General features: G+C 34.6%; 16 protein-coding genes. 12 read left to right on the plus strand and 4 right to left on the minus strand.

The features are described from left to right. Positions 1-73 precede the first annotated feature (73 nt). The 4 genes from FN795_RS05975 to FN795_RS05990 all read right to left on the minus strand — a co-directional run bounded on the left by FN795_RS05975 (position 74) and on the right by FN795_RS05990 (position 5,331). The gene (locus tag FN795_RS05975) at positions 74-2,980 is read right to left on the minus strand and encodes an FAD-binding and (Fe-S)-binding domain-containing protein (protein ID WP_142449809.1); all 2,907 of its coding nucleotides are present in this window, start codon (positions 2,978-2,980) and stop codon (positions 74-76) included. Between the two features lie 126 nt (positions 2,981-3,106). Continuing rightward, a complete protein-coding gene (locus FN795_RS05980; RefSeq protein WP_142449810.1) occupies positions 3,107-3,397 on the minus strand; it encodes a hypothetical protein in 291 nt (96 codons plus the stop codon). 423 nt (positions 3,398-3,820) lie between these two features. Next, a complete protein-coding gene (locus FN795_RS05985) occupies positions 3,821-4,777 on the minus strand; it encodes a DUF3137 domain-containing protein (RefSeq protein WP_142449811.1) in 957 nt (318 codons plus the stop codon). Then, entirely contained in the window at positions 4,777-5,331 is a 555-nt protein-coding gene (locus FN795_RS05990; RefSeq protein ID WP_142449812.1) for a LemA family protein, read from the minus strand. The genes FN795_RS05985 and FN795_RS05990 overlap by 1 nt, the downstream gene beginning before the upstream one ends. A gap of 267 nt (positions 5,332-5,598) precedes the next feature. Between FN795_RS05990 and FN795_RS05995 the strand changes: the two genes are divergently transcribed. The 12 genes from FN795_RS05995 to FN795_RS06050 all read left to right on the plus strand — a co-directional run bounded on the left by FN795_RS05995 (position 5,599) and on the right by FN795_RS06050 (position 17,938). Beyond that, on the plus strand, positions 5,599-6,807 hold the full coding sequence (locus tag FN795_RS05995) for an anhydro-N-acetylmuramic acid kinase (RefSeq protein ID WP_142449813.1): 1,209 nt from the start codon (positions 5,599-5,601) through the stop codon (positions 6,805-6,807). 165 nt (positions 6,808-6,972) lie between these two features. Next, complete coding sequence (locus FN795_RS06000; RefSeq protein ID WP_142449814.1) at positions 6,973-8,544, plus strand: glycoside hydrolase family 10 protein; 1,572 nt, start codon at positions 6,973-6,975, stop codon at positions 8,542-8,544. Further along, positions 8,531-10,072, plus strand: a complete 1,542-nt coding sequence (locus FN795_RS06005) for an MFS transporter (RefSeq protein WP_142449815.1) — start codon at positions 8,531-8,533, stop codon at positions 10,070-10,072. Before FN795_RS06000 ends, FN795_RS06005 begins: the two co-directional genes overlap by 14 nt. A gap of 21 nt (positions 10,073-10,093) precedes the next feature. Beyond that, positions 10,094-10,435: a hypothetical protein gene (locus tag FN795_RS06010; RefSeq protein WP_142449816.1), complete on the plus strand. Its 342-nt coding sequence runs from the start codon at positions 10,094-10,096 to the stop codon at positions 10,433-10,435. Positions 10,436-10,458: 23 nt separating this feature from the next. Continuing rightward, positions 10,459-10,908: a GNAT family N-acetyltransferase gene (locus FN795_RS06015; protein WP_142449817.1), complete on the plus strand. Its 450-nt coding sequence runs from the start codon at positions 10,459-10,461 to the stop codon at positions 10,906-10,908. A gap of 2 nt (positions 10,909-10,910) precedes the next feature. Continuing rightward, positions 10,911-12,524 carry a glycoside hydrolase family 3 protein gene (locus FN795_RS06020; protein ID WP_142449818.1) on the plus strand — a complete coding sequence of 538 codons (1,614 nt, stop codon included), beginning with the start codon at positions 10,911-10,913 and terminating at the stop codon, positions 12,522-12,524. 125 nt (positions 12,525-12,649) lie between these two features. After that, complete coding sequence (locus tag FN795_RS06025) at positions 12,650-13,288, plus strand: peroxiredoxin (protein ID WP_035649265.1); 639 nt, start codon at positions 12,650-12,652, stop codon at positions 13,286-13,288. A gap of 215 nt (positions 13,289-13,503) precedes the next feature. Next, positions 13,504-13,812 carry a thioredoxin family protein gene (locus FN795_RS06030; protein WP_008462030.1) on the plus strand — a complete coding sequence of 103 codons (309 nt, stop codon included), beginning with the start codon at positions 13,504-13,506 and terminating at the stop codon, positions 13,810-13,812. A 66-nt stretch (positions 13,813-13,878) separates the two neighbouring features. Further along, positions 13,879-14,136: a DUF6952 family protein gene (locus FN795_RS06035; protein WP_142449819.1), complete on the plus strand. Its 258-nt coding sequence runs from the start codon at positions 13,879-13,881 to the stop codon at positions 14,134-14,136. A gap of 435 nt (positions 14,137-14,571) precedes the next feature. Next, complete coding sequence (tpx, locus tag FN795_RS06040) at positions 14,572-15,069, plus strand: thiol peroxidase (RefSeq protein WP_035649269.1); 498 nt, start codon at positions 14,572-14,574, stop codon at positions 15,067-15,069. 13 nt (positions 15,070-15,082) lie between these two features. Continuing rightward, positions 15,083-15,457: a diacylglycerol kinase gene (locus FN795_RS06045; protein ID WP_012024181.1), complete on the plus strand. Its 375-nt coding sequence runs from the start codon at positions 15,083-15,085 to the stop codon at positions 15,455-15,457. Positions 15,458-15,472: 15 nt separating this feature from the next. Next, positions 15,473-17,938: a DNA translocase FtsK gene (locus FN795_RS06050; protein ID WP_142449820.1), complete on the plus strand. Its 2,466-nt coding sequence runs from the start codon at positions 15,473-15,475 to the stop codon at positions 17,936-17,938. The last annotated feature ends 1 nt before the right edge of the window (position 17,939 follow it).

The following is a 17,939-nucleotide window of genomic DNA, read 5'->3' on the forward strand; positions in this document are numbered from 1 at the left end:
TATCTGCTAAATCTGTGGGAGAAAAAATCTTTGCGTTCTCTGCGTAAAGCTTTGTGAACTTTGCGGTTAAACTTTACTTTAAACAACTTCTCAAAATACTAACCGGATGCTGTGCTTCACGTTTTGTTCCATCATAAATTTGATGACGGCAACTTGTTCCTGCAGCAGCAATTTTCACATTTTCGGCAGTATTTCTAACTTTTGGGAAAAGCGTATCCTCACCCATTTGCATACTCACTTTATAATGTTCTTTTTCATAACCAAAAGATCCCGCCATTCCGCAGCAACCTGAATTATAAATCGTAACCGTATTATTTTTTGGAAGATTCAGCATCACAAAAGTCGCTTCAACAGAACTTAACGATTTTTGATGACAATGTCCGTGAATCTTGATTTCTTTAGTTTCCTCAGAGAAAGAATCTGGTGTTATTTTTCCGTCGATGATTTCTTTTTTGAAGAATTCTTCGATTGTAAAAGCATTTTGCGAAATTCTTTCCGCGCTTTCTTTATCCGATGCCAATCGTAAATACTCATCTCTAAAAGTCAAAATTGTCGAAGGTTCAATTCCGATTAAGGGCGCTTTCGCGGAAATCAAATCTTTAAAAATATTGATATTGATATCGGTAATCTTTTTTGCTTCTTCCAAAAATCCTTTTGATAAATAAGTTCTTCCACTTTCTTCATGATTTACGATTACAACTTCGTAACCTAATTTCGTCAATAATTCGAAAGCGTCAATCCCGATATTTACGTCATAATAATTGGTAAATTCATCTACAAACAAATACAATTGTCCGTTTGGAAAATCGACATTTTTAGGTTTGTTATTTTCATACCATTTTCTGAAAGTCTTTTTCGCTAAAAGCGGCACTTGTCTTTCGGGCGCAATTCCCATTGTTTTTTTCACCAATGACTGATTCGAAATAAAATTCGTAATCGACGGGAATTTGCTTCCCATTTTGTTCAATTTTGCGTTGTTGGCAAAAATCTTGTTTCTGGTCGAAAATCCGTTTGCTTTTTGGTATTGGTATAAAAATTCGGCTTTCAAAGTCGCAACGTCAACATTACTTGGACATTCGCTTGCGCAAGCTTTACAGCTTACACACAACTCAAAAACTTCGTATAATTCCTTTTGGTCAAATTTGTTTTCTTTTTCAGAATAGGTCAAATATTCGCGTAAAGCATTTGCTCTAGCGCGCGTGGTTTCTTTCTCGTTTCGCGTCGCACGATAACTCGGACACATCGCTCCTCCTGCCGATGGCATTTTTCGGCAATCGCCAGAACCGTTACATTTTTCGGCTGCTCGCAAAATTCCTAAACTATCTGAAAAATCCTGAAACGTTTTAATATCCGGTTCTACTCTACCCGAAACTACACGATGATTTTCATCCATTTTCAAGGCGTTGACAATCTTCCCGATATTTAAAACCGAATTCGGGTCAAAAGCTAATTTGATTCTTTTCAGCAATTCGTAATTCTTATCGCCAATCATAAACGGAATAAATTCTCCGCGCACGATTCCATCACCGTGTTCACCGCTTAACGAACCTCGGTATTTTTTTACCAAATGAGCCACATCGGTCGCAATGGTTCTGAATAATTTTAGATCTTCCGTTTTCTTTAAATTCAAAACCGGACGCAAATGCAATTCTCCCGCACCGGCGTGTGCGTAATAAATCGCTTCCTGTCCGTGACTTAACATCATCGCCGAAAACTCTGCAATATAAGCCGGTAAATCACTTAATTCTACAGCTGTATCTTCAATAGAATCTGCTGCTTTGTTGTCGCCCACAATACTTCCTAAAAGTCCGAGTCCGGCTTTTCTCAGTTCGTTGGCTTTATCAATATCAGGACCGTAAATTTTTACGAGCGCGTAACCGAAATTATGTTTTTCTAAATCAGCAATTAAAGCGTTGGCTTGATTTTCTGCATCTTCTAAAGTATGCGATGCGACTTCAAAAAGCATAATCGCTTTTGGTTCTCCAACCAAAAAGAAACGGTTTTTAATGTGTTCACGATTCGTTTTCGTACAATCCAAAATCGTGTCATCAATCATTTCGCAAGTGTACAAATGATGTTTCATCGCCACGACAACAGATTCTAAAGATTCCTGAATCGTATGATAATGTCCAACGACCATAATACTATGCGCTGGCGGTAAATCGTCGACTTTTAAAGTAATTTCGGTTGTAAAAGCCAAAGTTCCTTCGCTTCCGCAAAGTAATTTCCCTAGGTTTATTGTCGGTTCTGTTCCGCCAAATAATTCTGATCTTAACAGAATATCAACTGCATAACCTGTATTTCGTCTATGAATTTCCGGTTTCGGAAACTCTTTTATAATTTCTTCCTGATTTTCTTTTACCGAAAGTTCGTCGTAAACGCTTTTATAGATTTTATTTTCTAAAGAATCGCCTTTGGTTTTCTCGATAAATTCCGCCGAAGTCAATTCGCCAAAAGCCACTTCCGATCCATCGCTCAAAATCGCTTTTACCTCAACAATTTTATCGCGCGTAACACCATAACGAATTGAAGTTGTTCCAGATGAATTATTTCCTACCATTCCGCCAATCATGGCACGGTTTGAAGTAGATGTGATGGGCGCAAAGAAAACGCCATGAGGTTTTAAAAACAAATTCAGTTCATCGCGAATAACGCCGGGCTGAACCGTAACCGTTTTTTTCTCGGCATCATAACCTAATATTTTGGTGAAATGCTTCGAAACATCAATCACAAGTCCGTCGCCAACAGCTTGCCCCGCAAGTGAAGTTCCGGCCGTTCTTGGCGTAACCGAAATATTATGTTCGCCCGCAAAGCGAATTAATCTGCTGATATCTGCCACAGATTTAGGTAAAGCCACCGCATTTGGCCGAATCCGGTACACCGATGCATCTGTCGAATAAAGTGTTTTATGAAGATCATCGTATAAAAGTGTGCCTTCAATTTCGCCGGCTAATTGCTCTAAATCCTTAAGTATTGACATTTTTTCTGAATATGATTTCACAAAAATACTTATTTTTTTAGGTTCTGAGGTTCTAAGATGCTAAGGTTCTAAGGTTTTTTTGTGATTGTTTTTTGGAGTTGGAATTTAGGTTTTTCTTTTTGAAATTTAATCCAGAAGTCCTTCTGTAAACTTTACAGCAAGAATTCCAAAAGTTGGCTTGATATAAGTTTGAAAAGCATTTGCCTCTTCAAGTGTTTGAAAAGCTATCGAATGCTCTTCAATCAATGCATTCAATGTAAAATTTAGGTGCATAATGTAATCTTGAAAATTATCCAGATAATGAGATTTTGCATCTATTAGTTCCATACCTGATAACTTTTCAAAAGGTTGGCGCTTTGCGTTTATATACGCTTCCGCACTTTTAATAAATTCTTCTTTGATTTTTTCGTAACTCATGTCTTAATGATTTATGTATTGCAACATTTTGTCATCTGTTTGAAAATCCTGTAGGGATAATTTCCCGAATAAGTCTAACGGACAACATGAGTGTGTGACTTTCTATTTTGAGTAATTCATTTACTCAAATTTAAAAAAAATTAGCGAGTATAACAAAATTTTGAAATATCCTGAACTGACAGCAGAGTGTATTTTTTTTAGCTTTTCTTGCGTTCAACCATTGCGGGCACGGATTGCAAATCCGCGCTATCGGGTAATTTTTGTAATTATATTACCCATTTATATAAAAACATTCCCGACTTTAGCCTCTATTGCTTCGTGATTATCTTACTCGTGAACATCAAAGGATTATCTTAAAAATAAAAAACCGTTTAATAAATCAAAATCTATTAAACGGTCTAAAATATTTTATATAAAAAAAATCTACGCCTTCCCCCAAATCCTAGTATTCAAATCTAGTTCATGAACAATATCATGCATGAATTTTACAATCGAAATATCATTGGTAAGCAAATCAGGATCTAAAAGCGTCGAATGAATAGGCGCTTCAAAATAATTGTGAGACAACGGAAAAGCAATATACATTTTCGAACTTATAAACGAGACCGAAATTGTTTCATCGCATTTACTATTTAAATCCAAAATTCTTTCCATCATTGCTGGCGTTAAAATATATCGCGCCTCAATTTGGTTTCTGGAATAGGTTGCAAATTTATTATCAAATTCCGTGTTTTCTAATTCCACTACTTCGCTGTTTCCAAAACTAAAAACGTTTTTAGAAAACCACGAACTAAAAGCTTCTCCATAACCTTTTGGACGTACAACCGTCGAAACTTCAAAGTTTTTATTGAAATCGGCTACAAAAACAATTCCTTTAAAAATCGTATGCCAATGCGTTTTAGTTCCGTTTTTATCGCGGGTTTCTGTTTTATATTCAGCGTGAACTTCGGCAAACCAAAAAGAAGTTTTATCATTTGTTCCGCTTATTAAATCCTGTGTTTTATAACGATCCGGCTTTGTTGTAAAAAGCTCAGAACTTATAAACTCATATTCCGGAAGTCCGCTTTGTGGCGTTAATATCAAACTTTCATTGATGTTTTTCAATGCCTTTGCCACTACATTAGTTTTGTAAGCAACTTTGTATTTTACAGCAGTATCTTCTATTTGAAAATACATTACAATACCAGTAATACCAGAAGCTGCAAATCCCAGAAAACCAATAATCGGAATTCGAATAAAAAAACCAACTATCAGAAGCACAAAAGCAAGTCCAAATAAAATATAACAGGTCTTGTAAGTTTCGGCAATCTTTTTTCGGTCAATTTCTAATGTATTCAAAACCTCTTGCAAGGCTGTATTGGTGTTAATTTCTGAATCCATTAATTATTGAAAAGTTCTTTTGCACTAATATTTTTACGCTCTTCTTCTGCAGTTTCCAAAACATCAATTTTGGTAAAATTCAGCATTCCAGAAATTAGATTTCCAGGGAACATCATAATTGCGTTATTATAACTCGTAACTGAAGCATTATAAGTTCTTCTGGCAGCAGCAATTTGTTCTTCGCTTTCTGTCCAGGTACTTTGTAAGTTTAGGAAATTTGTATTAGCCTTTAAGTCCGGATAATTTTCAACTGTAACCATTAAACCTTTTACGGCTGTACTCAATTCGGTATCTAAACTCGCTTTTTCGGCTTCAGTCAAAGAACCTGAAGTTGCTTTTGCACGAAGTTCTACAATTTTAGTTAAGGTACTTTGTTCGTAATTGGTGTATTGTTTTACTACTTCAACTAGATTCGGAATCAAATCAAAACGCTTTTTCAGCATTACATCAATTGCCGAAAAAGCATTCGTAACATTATTTCTTTTTTCGATTAGGGAATTGTAAGCGAATACTCCGATTAGTAGAAAAACAAAAGGGATAATGATATAAATCATGGTTTAAAATTTAATTGGTTTAGAAACAAATATATAAAAAGCGATGTAAGTTTTATTTGACCCATTGCGTTTTTATTTAAACAGATAGAAACATAATTTCGGAACTCAATAAAAGAATCAAATAAATCAAGATTTCACGCATAGCTATGTGTTTAAAAACAATTACAAATAACGTTTTAAAATAAATCTCTAAGTTTACTTATATTTATATGTAAAAAATCCCATTTTAGCGTTTCCAAATTAAATGCATTTTTAAGATTACTCGAAATGAATAAAAATATAAAAGCTCTTTACGAAATCGCCCAAAAAGAAACCCGAAAAATAATCGGTTTAATGTCAGGAACTTCGCTTGACGGACTTGACTTGGCGCTTTGTGAAGTTTCCGGCGAAGGCGAAAACACGGTTGTAAAAATCGAGCAATTTGAAACCATCGATTACAGCGAAGACATTAAAAACGAAATCAGAAAAGTCTTTGCTAAAAAAACAATCGATTTTCAGCATTTGGTTTTGCTAAACGAATGGATTGCCGATTTGCACGCCGGAATGATCAACGATTGTCTTTCAAAATGGAATATTCCCGCTAGCGAAGTTGATTTAATCGCTTCACACGGACAAACGGTTTTGCATGCGCCAAAGTTTTTGCATCAGCAGGAAAAATTTCCAAATGCAACTTTGCAAATTGGCGACGGCGATCATATTGCCGTAAAAACCGGAATTATAACATTATCAGATTTTAGACAAAAACACGTTGCAGCAGGCGGTGAAGGCGCACCTTTGGCGGTATATGGCGATTATTTGTTATTTAGCAAAAAAGGTGAAAACCGAATTATGCTGAATATGGGCGGAATAGCAAATTTCACTTATTTGCCAGCTTCACAAAACGCCGGCGACGTTTTTGTAACCGATACCGGAACGGCAAATACTTTAATTGATATTTTCACTAAACAGTTTTTCTCTGAAAAAAGTTTCGATAAAGATGCTGAAATCGCTAAAACCGGAATTGTAAATAAAGTACTTTTAAACGAATTAAAAAGCGACGCATTCTTCCAAAAAAGTTTCCCAAAAACAATTGGTCAGGAATTATTCAACCATGATTTTGTGAACTCGGCTTTAGTAAAATTAGGCTTACAAAACATTTCGGCACCAGATTTGCTGGCTACTTTAACGCGCCTTAGTGCCGAGACGATTGCAGAAGCGGTTTTGTTTGTAGTAGAAAATACTAAAACACCAATCGAAGAGTTTACAGTTTATATGTCGGGCGGTGGCGCACGAAATCCGTTATTGGTGAGTTGGTTACAGGAATTATTATCTTGTAAATTTGAAAAAAGCGACGTTCTCGGAATTTCAGGCGATGCAAAAGAAGCTGTTTTGTTTGCTGTTTTGGCGAATGAAACTGTTGCTGGAGGAAATTATAATTTTGGTTCAAAAAAAGGAATTCCATCGGTAACAATGGGAAAAATTTCGCTCCCTGATTAAAAGATAGCCACAAATTCACGAATTTGTTTATAATCTATGCGAAAAAAACGTGATTAATTAAACGAATTATGTTAATTGCATTATGATTTTAAAAATAAAATTCGTGAATTCGTGGCGGAAAAAAAATTAAACCTATTTTTGGTTTTTGTTAAATTAAAGATTGAAATGCATAAAAATCAGCACTTACTATACTCTATCATATTTTTGTTTTTCTTTGGATGGAAATCCGCTGCACAGGAAAAAATACTGCATCCTAAAAACGAATTCAGAGGTGTATGGATTGCTACGGTTGTTAATATTGACTGGCCTAAAACTGCCAATGACAACGTTGAAAAGGAAAAAGCTGATTATCTTGAAATTCTAGAAACGTATAAAAAACTAAATTATAACGCCGTTATTGTTCAGGTTCGAAGCGTGGGCGACGCAATTTATCCTTCTGAATTGGCGCCTTGGTCGCGATTTTTGACAGGAAAAGAAGGTTTGGCTCCAAATCCTTATTACGATGCTTTGGCATGGATGATCGAGCAGGCACACAACCGTGGATTTGAATTTCACGCTTGGCTAAATCCATATCGAGCAACTTTCGATTTGAATAAAAACCTTTTAAGCCCAGGACATGATCTTTTCAAACATCCAGAATGGATGATCGAATACGGTGGAAAATACTACTATGACCCTGCTCTACCTCAAGTTCAGGAACATTTGACGAAAGTCGTAAAAGAAGTCGTAGACAAATACGACATTGACGCGATTCATTTCGATGATTATTTTTATCCATACGCCGTTCCTGGAAAAGTTTTTAATGATTCTGCTTCATACAAAAAATACGGAGCAGGCTTTAGTCTTTCTGACTGGCGCCGTGCAAATGTGAGCAATTTTGTGCATACCATTTCTACAACTATAAAAGCAAGCAAACCGTGGGTTCAATTCGGAATTAGTCCGTTTGGAGTTTGGCGAAATAAATCTCAGGATCCTAGAGGTTCTGAAACACAATCGACTTCAAATTATGATGATTTGTATGCGGATCCAATATTATGGATGGATCAAAAATGGATTGATTATATTCTGCCACAATTATATTGGAGCATGAATAATCCGAGAGCTTCTTATTCTAAATTAGTAAAATGGTGGTCTGAAAACTCCAATAATACTGCAATTTACATTGGTCATGCTTCTTATAAAATTAGAGGCGATGGCGACAAAAGCTGGAATTTTATGCAGGAAATTCCAACTCAAATTGACTTTTTGAGAACCTTTAAAAATGTTTCCGGAAGTGCTTACTTCAGCTCAAAATGGTTCATGAATAAAAATTTTGATGTAGTTCGTCATCTTGAGGAAAATCAATATAAATATCCTGCTCTTCCTGCAGCTGTTCCAAATTTAAAACGTGTTATTATTGACACGCCTCAAGTTCTTGAATATACAAAAGACAGCATAAAATATACTTTTACAATCAAAAGTGCGCTAAATACAAAAGTGCGTTATATGGTGCTTTATGGTGGCGATCATGTTTCAAAAATCGATATTAATGATGCTACAAAAATCGTTGAAAAAGTTACTGTAAAAGAAGTTGATGGAAAAATCACTTTTTCGATTGCTGGAGGAAAACTAAATCTTTTTAAAGCCTGTGCTTTCACTTTTATTGATTATTTTGCCAACGAAAGCACGCCAACTGCATTAGATTTAAAAAAGCCATTTAAAAACTATACACCAAATCAACCTAATGAAAACAGATAATAAACCTTGGTTCTGGATTCCGCTTCTTAATTTTGCTTCTGGACTGCCTTATGCTATAATTATTTCCGTTTCGGTAATTATGTATAAAGATCTGGGAGTTTCAAATAAAGATATTGGTCTTTGGACAAGTTTATTATATCTGCCATGGGTTATAAAACCACTTTGGAGTCCACTTATTGAATTAATCGGAACTAAAAGAGATTGGTTCATCACGATGCAGTTAGCCATTTCAATCTTTTTTTTAATTGTCGGATTTGCGATTCCTACCAACGGTTTTCTTTATACTACATTAGCTTTATTCTGGGTTGCCGCTTTTGCATCTGCTTCAAATGATATTGCAAGCGATGGCTTTTATTTATTGGTATTACCAGAAGACAAACAATCTTTTTTTATCGGGATTAGAAGCACTTTTTACAGACTTTCTATGCTTGCAGGAAATGGATTAGTGGTGCTTTTCGCAGGAAATTTAGAAGAAAAATACGGCGATAATACTAAAGCTTGGTCGTATACTATGATTGGCGTTGGTTTATTAATGACTTTTATCACCATTTATAATTTCATTTTTACTCCAAAAAATGAAATCAATACAGTTGAAAATAAAAAAGTGGTTCATAATCAAAGTTTCGGTTCTGTATTTGTGAGCTTTTTCAAGAAAAAACAAATTGTTCTTATCCTTTCCTTTATTTTATTGTTCCGATTAGGAGAATCTCAATTAATTAAAATGTTGACTCCTTTTTTAATAGATCCTTTAAGATATGAGTTAGTAGAAAAAGGAACAGATGATAATCAGGCAAAAGCATTAGAATTATACAATTCAAAAGTTATAAAAGGAGAAAAATTATCTGAATCTGAATTACAATTATTGTATTCTAAGCTTCCGATTTTAGTGCAAATGAGAGATGAAGGAAAACTATTAGAAGAAGTAGAAAATAAAGACAAAATAGAATACGAAAAAGCAAATAAAGCTCGAATTAATTTTGTAAACGAATTAATTGCTTCTAAAGGAGTCCAAAAAGATATTCAAGTTGGTGGAATGGGACTTACTACCAAAACTATTGGTATAATCTACGGAACCTGCGGTCTGATTGCATTAACATTAGGAGGAATTCTTGGAGGAATTGCAATTTCAAAACAAGGATTAACCAAATGGATGCTTCCAATGATTCTAACGATGCACCTGCCAATTATTGGTTTTATCTTATTAGCTTATTTTCATCCTTCATCAATTTACTATATTTATGCCGTTGTTATAATTGAGCAATTTGGTTACGGGTTTGGATTTGCTGCATTTATGATGTATTTAATTCATGTTGCCGAAGGAGAATCAAAAACAGCTCATTATGCATTAGCAACCGGATTTATGGCAATGGGAATGATGTTACCGGGAATGGTAAGCGGTTATATTCAAGAATATTTAGGCTATGGCAACTTCTTCATTTGGGTTCTATTAGCTACAATACCAGGTCTTATTTTATCACGTTTTTTAACTTTCCCAAAAGATTTTGGGAAAAAATCAGAAGAAGTTTAACCCCAAATCAAACTTTTACCTATGGAAATCAATGAAAATTTGCAGGCCGAACGAAACCTTAAAGGTGCTGAGTTCGAAAAAAACGGAAATCTTGAAAAAGCAATTGAATTGTATGAGGAAAATGTCGCAGAAAGCTTTAAAGGAAACCATCCTTACGATCGATTAGCTACGATCTACAAAAATCAGCTTGATCTTGAAAATGAAATCAGGATTTTAGAAAAAGCAATTATCGTTTACGAGGAAATTACACTCGTAGATAGATTGGAAGGATTGCCAAAACTTTTCCGCTTTAAAAACCGATTGGAAAAAGCACTTGAAACTAAAAAACAATTGGCTAAGCAGAAAAAGGCTAAACTGAAATAAAATACTTTTTAAACTGCTATAAGATGAGTAATTTAAAACGAACCAATTCAGATGATATCGATTTTATAAATCTCGTTGCTTTATTAGATAAAGATCTGGCAATTAGAGACGGAGACGATCATGCGTTTTATAATCAGTTTAACAAAACTGATAAAATAAAACATACGATTGTTTATTACGAAAATGACATTCCTGTTGGTTGTGGCGCTTTTCGCGAAAAAGAAAGCGATAAAACCGAAATCAAAAGAATGTATGTTCATCCTGATTTTCGAAATAAAGGAATTGCCTCAAAAATTTTAGTCGAATTAGAAATCTGGGCCAAAGAAGTGGGCTATACTTATACTATTCTGGAAACCGGAAAAAACCAGCCCGAAGCCATCAACTTATATCAAAAATTAAATTATACCATAATTCCAAATTATCCACCTTATGAAAAAATGGATAATAGTGTCTGTATGAAAAAGACTTTATAATAATGAAAATTACTGCCGAAGCATTACGCCAAAAAGTGGGACAATTCTTTTTTCCTGCTGTTTTTATAAACGATACCGAAGAAAATATTCAGGAAACCGAACGTTTAATCAAAGAACATAACATTGGCGGATTGACCTTTTTTCACAGTCGTGCGAGCGCTGCAACCAATTATGAAAGCAAGAAAAAAGTTGTTTTTAACGATGACAGCTACGAAAAAATCAAAGCCTTAATTGTTCGTTATCAAAAAGCCGCTTCTACTCCACTTTTAATTAGTATTGATGCGGAATGGGGTTTGGCAATGCGAATCGAAAAAACACCGCAATATCCATACGCGATCACACTTGGCGCTTTGCCAGAAAACAAATCGGATTTAGTTTACGAAGTTGGAAAACAAATTGGATTGGATTTAAAAGCGGCCGGAATTCAGTATAATTTATCGCCTTTGGCAGATATCAACAATAATCCAAATAATCCTGTTATTGGTTATCGTTCTTTCGGCGAAAACAAAGAAAAAGTAGCCGATTTTTCTGTTGAATATTTAAAAGGAATGTCAGAAGTTGGTGTTTTAGGCTGTCTGAAACATTTTCCCGGACACGGAAATACCAATGTTGATTCGCATTTAGGATTACCAGTTTTAAAGGAAACTTTAGAAGAATTAATGGAAAACGAATTATATCCATTTATAAAAGGAATTGAAAATAATGTCGATTCAATTATGATTGGACATTTGGCTGTTCCGAGTTTAAATGATGGAAAAGATACTTCGGCAACTTTATCAAAAGCTGTTATTCAGGATTTATTGCGTGATAAATTAGGTTATGACGGTTTGGTAATTTCTGATGCCTTAAATATGCACAGCGTTTCAAAATTATACGAAACAAAAGGTCATTTAGAATGGGAAGCTTTCAACGCTGGAAACGATGTTTTATGCTTCGCCGAAAATGTTCCGGAAGGAATTGAAGAAATTCTGAAAAATGCTTCGCCAGAACGAATCGAAGAAAGCTTTAACCGAATTATGAAAGCGAAAGAAAAAGCCGGAATTCTTTCTGGAAATACTACTGCTTCGGGCGAATTAGATTTCAACAAAACATCAGAATTAAATCTGGAAGTTGCTCAAAATTCAATTACTAAAATCATTGATAATTCAAGTGCAGAATTAGCTTTTGAAGCGCAAAAAAACAACAAACTTGCTAAACTGAGTTTATATAAAAATACTAAAAACACTTTCTTTAAAACTTTAAATTCAAAATTATCTTCACCAGAATTTGCTTTTGAAAACTTAGAAGTTTCGGATATTTCATCCATCAAAAAAGAATTAGAAATTTTTGAAACGATTATTATTTCATTATTTGTTCCAAAGGCAAAACCAATGAACAATTTCGAAATTGACAACGAAGTTTTAGAATTGCTTTCTGATTTGCTTCAAACCAAAAAATGTATCGTTTACGTTTTCGGAAATCCATACGTTTTACCAATAATTCCTAACCTTAAAAAGGCTTCAGGATTAATTCAGGCGTATCAGGATTTTGAGGAATTTCAGAAAACTGCAGGAATTCAATTTTTAGATAAAATTTCTTCAAACGGAATCCCCCCAGTAAACATTGATATCCAATAAGTTAAAATCTTAAATAGTCAAAATTTATCAACTTATAAATTTTTATAATCACATCTTATTGTAAGTACCTGTACTTATGCCCTACTTTTGCACCAGAAATAAATTTTTAACGTAAAACGAAAAATATGTCTTTAGTAGGAAAAAAATTCCCAAGTATTGCAGTAGATGCTATCTCAGAAATGGGTGATAATTTAAAAATCAACATTTTTGAAGAAGCAGTAAACAACAACAAAAAAGTATTATTGTTTTGGTACCCAAAAGATTTCACTTTTGTTTGCCCAACTGAATTACACGCCTTTCAAGCTGCATTACCAGAATTCGAAAAAAGAAATACTATCGTAATTGGTGCTTCTTGCGATACTAACGAAGTTCACTTTGCTTGGTTAAACACGCCAAAAAACAATGGTGGAATTGAAGGTGTAACTTACCCAATCTTGGCTGATACAAACCGTAACTTATCTAACATTTTAGGAATTTTAGATATTGATTCTACAGAGTACAGCGAAGAAACTGATTCAGTTATCATCGAAGGTTCAAACGTAACTTTCAGAGCTACTTACCTTATTGACGAAACTGGAAAAATCTTCCACGAAAGTGTAAATGACATGCCATTAGGACGTAACGTAAACGAATACTTAAGAATGGTTGACGCTTACACACACATCCAAACTAAAGGTGAAGTTTGTCCAGCAAACTGGGAAGCTGGTAAAGAAGCAATGTCTGCTGACAGACTAAGTACTGCTGAATATTTAAGCGCTAATTAAGCTGCTAAGATACTAAGGTTCTAAGATGCTAAGTTTTTTAACTTAACTTTCGAAACTTAGATACATTCTACAATAAAAGTCAAGAGATTCTAAGATTAAACTTAGATCTTAGAATCTCAATGACTTAAAAAAAAATCAAATAAATCCACATAAAGTTATTCGGTTCGAGGGCAAACTTAGCATCTTAGCAACTTAGTGTCTAAAAAATAAAAATTATGTTAATCGACTTAAACGAAGATACGTTAGCAGATTTAGTTGCTAAAAATGAAAAAGTAGTAGTACAATATTCAGCTTCATGGTGTGGAAATTGTCGTATTATGAAACCAAAATTCAAAAAATTAGCAACAGAAAATGAAGCTATCACTTTTGTTTTGGTTGATGCAGAAAATTCTCCTGAATCAAGAAAATTAGCTAATGTGAGCAACCTGCCAACATTTGCAACTTTCGTAAACGGGCAATTAGTTGGCGAAACGCAAACTAACAAACAAGAAGTTTTAATCGATCTTGTAAACGCTATTGTTTAATTGGTTATTTGTTTATTCGTTTAATCGATTAAACAAAAAAACGATTTAACGCTTAAACAAAAAATTATGAAATTACCTGTAATAAAGCATTTAACGCAATTCATCGAAGAAAACGATCAGGATTATATCATTGAAACGATCGAAGTTCTAGAAGCTATGACTGAAATTCCTTCTCTTAAAGATGAAGAATTAGATGTAATTGGCGAATTGATTTCAAACATGTACGGCGCACTTGAAGTACAAAAACTTGTAGCTCAAGGAACAGATAAAAAAGAAGCCCTGAATACGTTTATGAAACGTGTTTTAGGTTCGATCAATAAATAAATCGGCCTTTTTTTCAAATAAAAAACAAAAAAACAAGACTGAGAAAGCGTTTCTATTTGGAGACGCTTTTTTTGTTTTCAGTCTGACAAACTAAATCTAAAATATAATAATCAGGGCGAGCCACCATCCCAATAAAAGGGCTAACTCACTTTGCGCATATGCGCCCTTTTATCGGGATGCTGTCGGGCTGTCCGCGCTACTTCGGTAGCCAGCTCCCATCCCTCTCGCGGGCAAACGGTTTCAATTGAAGTTTTTAGTCAGTGACAAGCGTAGTAAATCTAAAATTTACGTTCTAAAATCTAAAATTATTAAATAAATTCATGAATTTTCAGCCATCCAAAAACCAACCTTAATCTATCCTTAAACGCTTAACAAATACTTTTAGATTCAAATATTAATCCTTACTTTTGAACCTCATTAATTTAAACAAAAATCATGGCTTCAATAACTTTAGGAGGAAATCCAGTTCATACATCAGGCGAATTACCAGCAGTTGGATCACAATTAGCTGATTTCAAATTAGTACAAAACGATTTATCAGTTGCTTCATTAAGCAATTTCGCTGGTAAAAAATTAGTTTTAAATATCTTCCCAAGCGTTGATACAGGAACTTGTGCAACATCTGTTAGAAAATTCAATGCAAGTGCAAGCGGATTAGAAAATACTACTGTTTTATGTATTTCAAGAGATTTACCTTTTGCTCAAAAACGTTTTTGCGGTGCTGAAGGTTTAGAAAATGTAGTAAACTTATCAGATTTCCAAACTGGTGCCTTTGGTAAAGCAAACGGATTAGAAATCGTTGACGGACCATTAGCAGGTTTACACTCAAGAGCAATCATTGTTGTAGATGCTGACGGAAAAGTTCTTCACACAGAACAAGTAGCAGAAATTGCAAACGAACCAAATTACGAAGCAGCTTTAGCAGCACTATAATATTTTCCAATAAATGGAGTTTCAAAAAGATAATACATTTGTTACAGGTCGCTTAAAAAGTGTTACTTACGCTTTTAAAGGAGCTGTAAAATTGATTAAAACAGAACACAGTGTTATGGTTCAATTCTCATTGGGAATTATCATGACCATAGCTGGTTTTTATTTTCATATTTCACAAACCGAATGGCTTTGCCAAACATTGGCTATTGGCTTAGTTTTAAGTGTTGAAGGATTGAATACAGCAGTTGAAAAAATTGCCGATTTTATTCATCCAGATTATAGCAGACGAATCGGTTTTATTAAAGATATTGCTGCCGGAGCGGTATTTTTTGCAGCAATGACAGCAATAGCGATTGGCTTAATTATTTATATCCCAAAATTTATATAGGCAAGGAACGCAAGAATGGCAAAAACAAAAAAAGAAACTGCAGAGAAAAAAACCGAATCAAAAGTCGAGAGCATTAGGTCTTGGAAATTAACCAAACAACAAAAGTTTGTTTTGGGATGCCTTTTGGTACTCTTTTCAATCGCATTATTGGTTGCGTTTATTTCGTTTTACGTTAACGGACAATGGCAGACAGACCAAAGCGCCGTCAACAGTCTTGGTGACCGAGACGAAGTAGTACAGAACTGGCTCGGAAAATTCGGGGCTTTTCTTGCTGATCTTATTGTTTACAGAGGCTTTGGAATTGCTTCATTCATTTTTGTCCGTCTCTTTTTCTTGACTGGATTGTTTTTGGCATTGGAACTTTCGACCAAAAAATTAAAAAACACTTGGTTTTGGGATTTATTTGCTATGATTGTTGTTTCTGTTCTTTTTGGATTTTTCGCTACATCGGCTCCAGAATTAGGAGGAACAATTGGTTATGAGTTAAATCTTTTTCTTCAGGATTACATTGGAAAAACAGGAACTTTACTTAGCTTGCTTTTTGGACTGATCGTTTATTTGATTTTCAAAATAAAAGTATCTCCTGAAAAAATTCAATCTTATTTTGATTCAACTAAAAAGGAATTCAATTCAGAATTAGAATCTATAAAACCAATTCAACAACAACCACTACAACCTGAAAGCGCTTATAATTTAGAAGAATTTGCAATTGAGGAAGAAGAAGATCCTGAATTGGATAACATTCACTTAAAAACAGTTGACTCCCAATTCGAAATCAACAAAGAAGCTTTAAAACCAACTATTTCAAATTCATCAGAAATTGATTTAAATCCGGTTTTAAAACCTGTTCAAATGAATATCAATCCTGCAACCGTTGCAACTCCAGTTCACACTGAAGAATTTGTGATCGAAAAAGCTGAAGAAGAAGATATTATTGAAGAAAATCTGGCTTCACGCCTAGTTGCCGATTTTGGTTTGTTTGACCCAACTTTAGATCTCTCGAATTACAAATTCCCAACTATCGATTTATTAAAAGAATACTCGACGGGCGGAATTACTATTAATCAGGAAGAATTAGAAGAAAATAAAAACAAAATTGTAGATACGCTTCGTAACTACAAAATTGAAATTGCACAGATTAAAGCGACCGTTGGACCATCGGTAACTTTATATGAAATTGTACCGGAAGCCGGAATCAGGATTTCGAAAATTAAAAGTTTAGAAGATGATATTGCGCTTTCATTATCCGCTTTAGGAATTCGTATTATTGCGCCAATTCCAGGAAAAGGAACAATTGGTATCGAGGTTCCGAATAAGAACCCAACTATGGTTTCTATGAAAAGTGTTATTGGAGCTGCAAAATTCCAAGAAGCTGAAATGGAACTGCCAATTGCTTTAGGAAAAACAATTTCAAACGAAACTTTTGTTGTCGATTTGGCCAAAATGCCTCACTTATTGATGGCGGGTGCAACTGGACAAGGAAAATCGGTTGGATTGAATGCGGTTTTGACTTCTCTTTTATACAAAAAACATCCAGCAGAAGTAAAATTTGTTCTGGTTGACCCGAAAAAGGTAGAACTTACACTTTTCAATAAAATTGAAAGACATTATTTAGCCAAACTTCCTGATACAGAAGATGCTATTATTACAGATAATGCAAAAGTTGTCAATACTTTAAATTCGCTTTGTACTGAAATGGACAATCGTTATTCTTTATTAAAAGACGCGATGGTGCGTAACATTAAAGAGTACAACGATAAATTCAAAGCGAGAAAATTAAATCCAGAAGCCGGTCACCGATTTTTACCTTATATCGTTTTGGTTGTCGATGAGTTTGCCGATTTGATTATGACCGCCGGAAAAGAAGTCGAAATTCCGATTGCGCGTTTGGCTCAGCTGGCTCGTGCTATCGGTATTCACTTAATTATTGCCACACAAAGACCTTCTGTAAACGTAATTACAGGTTTGATTAAAGCGAATTTCCCTGCCAGAATTGCCTTTAGGGTAACTTCAAAAATTGACTCAAGAACAATTTTAGATACTCAAGGTGCAGATCAATTGATTGGACGAGGAGATTTATTATACACAAACGGAAACGATGTTGTGCGTGTACAGTGCGCATTTATTGACACTCCTGAAGTTGAAAAAATTACAGATTTTATTGGCGGACAAAAAGCGTATGCCACAGCATATTTGCTTCCGGAGTTCATTGGAGAAGAAAGTGGCATCAATCTTGATATAGATATTTCCGAAAGAGACACCTTATTTAGAGAGGCTGCAGAGATTATTGTCAATGCACAGCAAGGTTCTGCTTCATTACTGCAAAGAAAATTAAAATTAGGTTACAACAGAGCCGGGCGATTGATTGATCAATTGGAAGCAGCCGGAATTGTTGGTCCTTTTGAAGGCAGTAAAGCTAGAAGTGTGAACATTTTAGACTTAAGTGCTCTTGATCAATTTTTTAATAATGAACAAAATTAAC

Origin of the sequence: Flavobacterium resistens (genome assembly GCF_900182645.1) — a bacterium.
Classification (GTDB): domain Bacteria; phylum Bacteroidota; class Bacteroidia; order Flavobacteriales; family Flavobacteriaceae; genus Flavobacterium; species Flavobacterium resistens.